The 4624-nt window shown below is 61.8% G+C and carries 3 protein-coding genes and 2 pseudogenes; 3 read left to right on the forward strand and 2 right to left on the reverse strand.

The window, feature by feature from the left end; all coding sequences use genetic code 11:
- Window positions 1–136, reverse strand: a 136-nt coding sequence (locus BQ7477_RS02070; protein ID WP_200783451.1) for a 2-C-methyl-D-erythritol 2,4-cyclodiphosphate synthase, incomplete at its 3' end; no start/stop codon positions are given.
- A 375-nt stretch (window positions 137–511) separates the two neighbouring features.
- Between BQ7477_RS02070 and thrC the strand changes: the two are divergent.
- Window positions 512–1687 (forward strand): annotated as a pseudogene (gene thrC / locus BQ7477_RS02075) (threonine synthase); the annotation flags it as partial.
- Window positions 1688–2011: 324 nt separating this feature from the next.
- Here thrC and BQ7477_RS02080 read toward each other — a convergent pair.
- Window positions 2012–3190: an Abi family protein gene (locus tag BQ7477_RS02080; protein ID WP_073982634.1), complete on the reverse strand. Its 1179-nt coding sequence runs from the start codon at window positions 3188–3190 to the stop codon at window positions 2012–2014.
- A gap of 177 nt (window positions 3191–3367) precedes the next feature.
- On the opposite strand from BQ7477_RS02080, the gene BQ7477_RS02085 reads away from it, so the two are divergent.
- Together BQ7477_RS02085 and BQ7477_RS02090 are read left to right on the forward strand one after the other, a co-directional pair.
- The gene (locus BQ7477_RS02085) at window positions 3368–3910 is read left to right on the forward strand and encodes a DUF1697 domain-containing protein (RefSeq protein ID WP_073982635.1); all 543 of its coding nucleotides are present in this window, start codon (window positions 3368–3370) and stop codon (window positions 3908–3910) included.
- 521 nt (window positions 3911–4431) lie between these two features.
- A pseudogene (locus BQ7477_RS02090) lies at window positions 4432–4624 on the forward strand (23S rRNA (guanosine(2251)-2'-O)-methyltransferase RlmB); the annotation flags it as partial.

The following is a 4624-nucleotide window of genomic DNA, read 5'->3' on the forward strand; positions in this document are numbered from 1 at the left end:
CGGCGTCCGAATGGCCCTCGAGGGGGCGCTCGCCCGGCCACTCCAGGCACGCGACCATCAGCGGGCGCTGCGAATCGGGGGCGGCGAACGCGTGGACGTCGACCGCTTGGCCGACGCGGAAAGGCAGATCAGTCATGCAACCAGGGTAGCGTCACGACGAGCGCGGCGTGAGTGCCGCAACTTCCTCTGAGAACGAGGCCCCTCGCCGCTGGCGGCGCGCAGCTGACCAGGCGCGCCCGTACAGGGGATACGGACCCCGGAAAACGCTGACCGATCCGTCAGCTCACGAGGCAGCCGTGCGTGACAGGGATAATGCCTTGGCCTTTGGCAGACTCGCCTCCCCGCCCCCATCGGCCCGAGGCGCCCACCTGTCGTCCTCGATACTCACCCGTCGTTACTATCACACACCACCTGGCCGCGCCCACACCGCCTCCCCGCCCCGGCCTCGTCAAAACGTGACGAACGACGAACCCCCTCGCTTCACACGCGCACACTCCGATAGGATCGGCCCGTGCGTTACATTTCGACCCGACGAGGCCCCAACACCCCCACCCGCTCCTTCAGCGACATCCTGCTGGAAGGCCTGGCGCCCGACGGCGGCCTGTACCTGCCCGAAGAATACCCGACCCTGTCGGTTTCCGACCTGGACGAGCTGCGCATCGTCCTGCGCGAGGAAGGCTACGCGGCCATGGCCGCCGGCATCCTCTCCCTCTTCGTCGACGACATCGACGCCAGCGACCTGTGCGCGATCACGGCCCGCGCCTACTCCACACCCGCCTTCTCCGACCCGCAGATCGTGCCCGTCACCGCCCTGGAAGGCACCGACCTGCACATCGCCCACCTCTCCAACGGCCCCACCGCCGCCTTCAAAGACATGGCGATGCAGCTCCTCGGCGAACTCTTCGAATACGAGCTCACCCGCCGCGGCGACTGGCTCACCATCGTGGGCGCCACCTCCGGCGACACCGGCTCCTCTGCCGAATACGCGCTGCGCGGCCGACGCGGCCTTTCCGTCGTCATGCTCACCCCCGCCGGACGCATGACCCCCTTCCAGCGCGCCCAAATGTTCTCCCTCCTCGACTCCAACATCGTCAACGTCGCCGTCGACGGCGTCTTCGACGACTGCCAGGACCTGGTCAAGGCCATCAACATGGACGCCGACTTCAAAGCCACCTGGCACGTGGGCGCCGTCAACTCCATCAACTGGGCGCGCCTGCTCGCCCAGGTCTGCTACTACGTCGCCACCTGGCTGCGCGTCACCGAGGAAGGGGCCGACGCCTCGTCCACGATCAGCGTCGTCGTGCCCTCGGGCAACTTCGGCAACGTGTGCGCCGCCCACATCGCCCGCCAGATGGGCCTGCCGCTGGGCACCCTCGTCGTCGCCACCAACGAAAACGACGTCCTCGACGAGTTCTTCCGCACCGGCGTCTACCGCCCCCGCTCCTCCGCGGACACGCTGGCCACCTCCAGCCCCTCCATGGACATCTCCAAGGCCTCGAACTTCGAGCGCTTCATCTTCGACCTGCTGGGCCGCGACGGGGACGCCACCCGCGCCCTGTTCGAGACGGCCCTGGCCCGCGACGGCTACTTCGACCTGTCCGGCACGCCCGAGTTCGCCTCCCTGCGCGAGACCTACGGCTTCATCTCCGGCACCTCCACGCACGCCGACCGCCTCGCCGAAATCGCGCNCGGCGCCGCGTCGCGAAGCCTGCCCGTGCCCTCCGGACCATCCGGCGCCCGTCACACCGGCGTCTGGTGTGTTGATAGGTGGTTTCGTGCGTCGGCTTCCAATCGGACTGGTTCCCCAGTAACGTCGCACGTAATTCCCATGCACATATTTCAGACATTGAAATGTGGCCGTTGAAATTGCAACGTTTGTGGCCTATCTCGAAAAATGACCGCGTTAAATTACGTGCGACTTTTGCCTGGTTTTGGCGCTATTTGCGAGCACTCCGGAGGTCGTACTGATGACGTGAGGAATTGTCTGTAGGTGGGAGCCGTCGTGGGGGATCTAGAGGTCTGCTGTTGTCGCAGCTGACTGGAGCCGGTGGAGGGATACGTATCTGTGTTGGCGTACAAAACCGCTCCCTCTGCCCGACTCATTGTGGGGAATTTCGTGTGGAAGAACGATGTGCCCATCCTTCTGCTGTGGATTCTGTTCATTCCGATACGAAGTTAGGAGGATCACCTTCTTCTGTCGGCTGCCTGTGAAGTTAGGGTCGACTATGCGCTCACCTTCTTCGCCCAAGGTCCATTTGATAAGACCTGCTATTCTTTTATCGTCTTGCGAAGTTGATGCTTCTAGCTCAGTTGCGTGCTCAAGTGTCCAAGTGACTGAATCTACAATTAGTGTTATGTGAGGAACTTGGCGTTGGATACATCGTGACGCGTAAAACGCGAGGTGCCTAATCTCCTCCCTGAAGTATGTGCCTGCGGGGCAGATGTAGGCAGACTTCCTCTTGTAGGTCTCCCAGTTGCCCCGACGGTTTGGGACGACTATGGTCTCCTGCTTTGTAATCGGTCGTTCGCGCCATTGCGAATCCCAGGTTTCTTGGTAGTTCTCTGTTATCCATGCGCTAAATTGTGGCGAGATTAGCTTGGTAAGTTCCTTTACGCGTGACATAAGCATCGGGAGATCGTAGTCTTGGGCGTAATCGTGGTGCGCAATTCTATTGCGGAATTGCCGCACGTCATTCACAAGTGACCGAATATGTTTAGCGCTCGGTGGTCTGCCCGTGCTTGGGTCTGTAAAAGCGCGGTGCAGAGCTCTTCTCCACAAGTCTTCGTAGTTGACTCCTAGGATTCGAACCCAGAATCCAAACGTAAGGTTTGCGATAATCTGATCGCGTGATTCCGTTTTCTTCTCCCGCACCATGATCTCGCGTGCTGAAGAAATCGCGTCTTGTTCCTGTTGTTTTAGTTGGCACGATTTCTGTAAAAACCAAGGGATGCCTCGCGTAGCTTCGTCAAAATACTCTTTGAGTTGTTCGTCAAGCGCATTTCTCAGGAGAATTTCTGTCTGAGACAGCATGGGCAGGCATGCAGCCGCCATGCGTGTGTTCCAGGCGTAGAGATCGAGAGCGAGTGAGAGGTCTCCTTCGCAGGTTTGGAGATATGGTCGGAGACGGGGTTCGGTGATGAATGCGAGGAGGCCTTCGTTAGCTTCGTCGCTACGCTTGCTATCGCTCATCGTCCTAGTCTACCATTGTCAGTGGATGCCCCGGGGTGGCCTCTGCTTGATGCATGCTCCCGGGGCTGCGTCGTATCTGCTTGCGTTTTAGAGAGGGGATTCTGGTTCCGCAGTTCTCGATGGGCGGCCTGGGGTATCCGACGCCTCGAGGCGTCGCCACAGATGGGGAGGATCAGCATGGAGTACGTGGCGCTGCTGCGCGGCATCAACGTCGGCGGCACAAACAAGGTCGTCATGAGCGAGCTGCGCGAGCAGGTCGCCGGCGTGGGCTACACGAACGTGCGCACCTACATCAACAGCGGCAACCTCCTCTTCGAGGCCGAGGCCCCGCGCGAGGACGTAGCCCAGAGGGTCGAGGATCTCCTGGTGAGCCGCTACGACTTCCCGATCCGAGTGGCGCTCCTGACAGCGCAGGACTATCTCGAGGAGCTGGAAGGCCTGCCCGACTGGTGGCACGGCGAGGTCGCCCGCCGCGACGCGCTCTTTTTCACGCGAGGCCTGGATCGCGCCCACGTGCGCGAGCGTATCGAGGCCATGGAACTGGGCGACGAGGCCGTTTATTTCGGTGAGCACGCCGTGTTCTGGGGCAAGTTCGACGAGAAGAGCTTCTTGAAGACCGCGTATCACAAGCGCCTCCTGCGCGAGGACTTCTACCGCCAGGTGACGATCCGCTCCGGCTCGACGGTCGAGAAGATCGCGGCCATGGCGTCACAGGACTGAGGCTAACCCCGCCGTGCTCGGCGGCATCGGCGAGGCTGCAGCAAGTGCGGGCGAGGGGGCGTGGTGTGTGTGAATGTGGCGCGAGTGCGGGCGATGGGTGTGGTGTGCGTGAGGCTACTGTGCCTGTGGGGCGCGGTGCGCGTGTGTGCGGCGCTGGGATGCTGCAAGGCTGAGACTGATCCGGCGCAGCGAGGTGTTGTCTTGATGGCAGTTGCCCGATGGGCATGATTTTCCAGTAATGTCGCACGTAATTCCCGTGCATATATTTCAGACATTGAAATATGGTTGTTGGAATTGCAACGTTTGTTGCCTATCTCGAAAAATGACCGTGTTAAATTACGTGCGACTTTTGGGGGAGAGGGGCGAGGAGAGCCGAGGAGGGGCAAGGAGAGCCGAGGAGGACCCGGGTTAGTGTGGAACCTGTCTGATCGTGATTTTGGCCCCCGCGCGAGCCCCTGCGGCCCCGATGCGGCCCAAAACCCGTAGGCTGGTGTCAGTTCATGAGAAAACGAGGAGACACCATGGCCTCACACAGCGGGCGCCCCGGCGCCATCCGCAAGAAGGGCACCAAGAAGGGCGCGCAGGTCGGCACCGGCGGCCACTCGCGCCGCCGCCTCGAAGGCAAGGGCCCGACCCCCAAGGCCGAGGACCGCACCTACCATCCGGCCTACAAGCGCAAGGTGAAGCGCGAGGCCCGCGAGGCCCAGGAGGCGG

Source organism: Actinomyces bouchesdurhonensis (assembly GCF_900128465.1).
In the GTDB taxonomy this organism is placed as follows: Bacteria; Actinomycetota; Actinomycetes; order Actinomycetales; family Actinomycetaceae; genus Pauljensenia; species Pauljensenia bouchesdurhonensis.

Excerpts from the sequence above, each read along its gene's own strand:
- BQ7477_RS02080 (WP_073982634.1), bottom strand. The coding sequence starts at position 3,190 with ATGAGCGATAGCAAGCGTAGCGACGAAGCTAACGAAGGCCTCCTCGCA.
- BQ7477_RS02085 (WP_073982635.1), top strand. The coding sequence starts at position 3,368 with ATGGAGTACGTGGCGCTGCTGCGCGGCATCAACGTCGGCGGCACAAAC.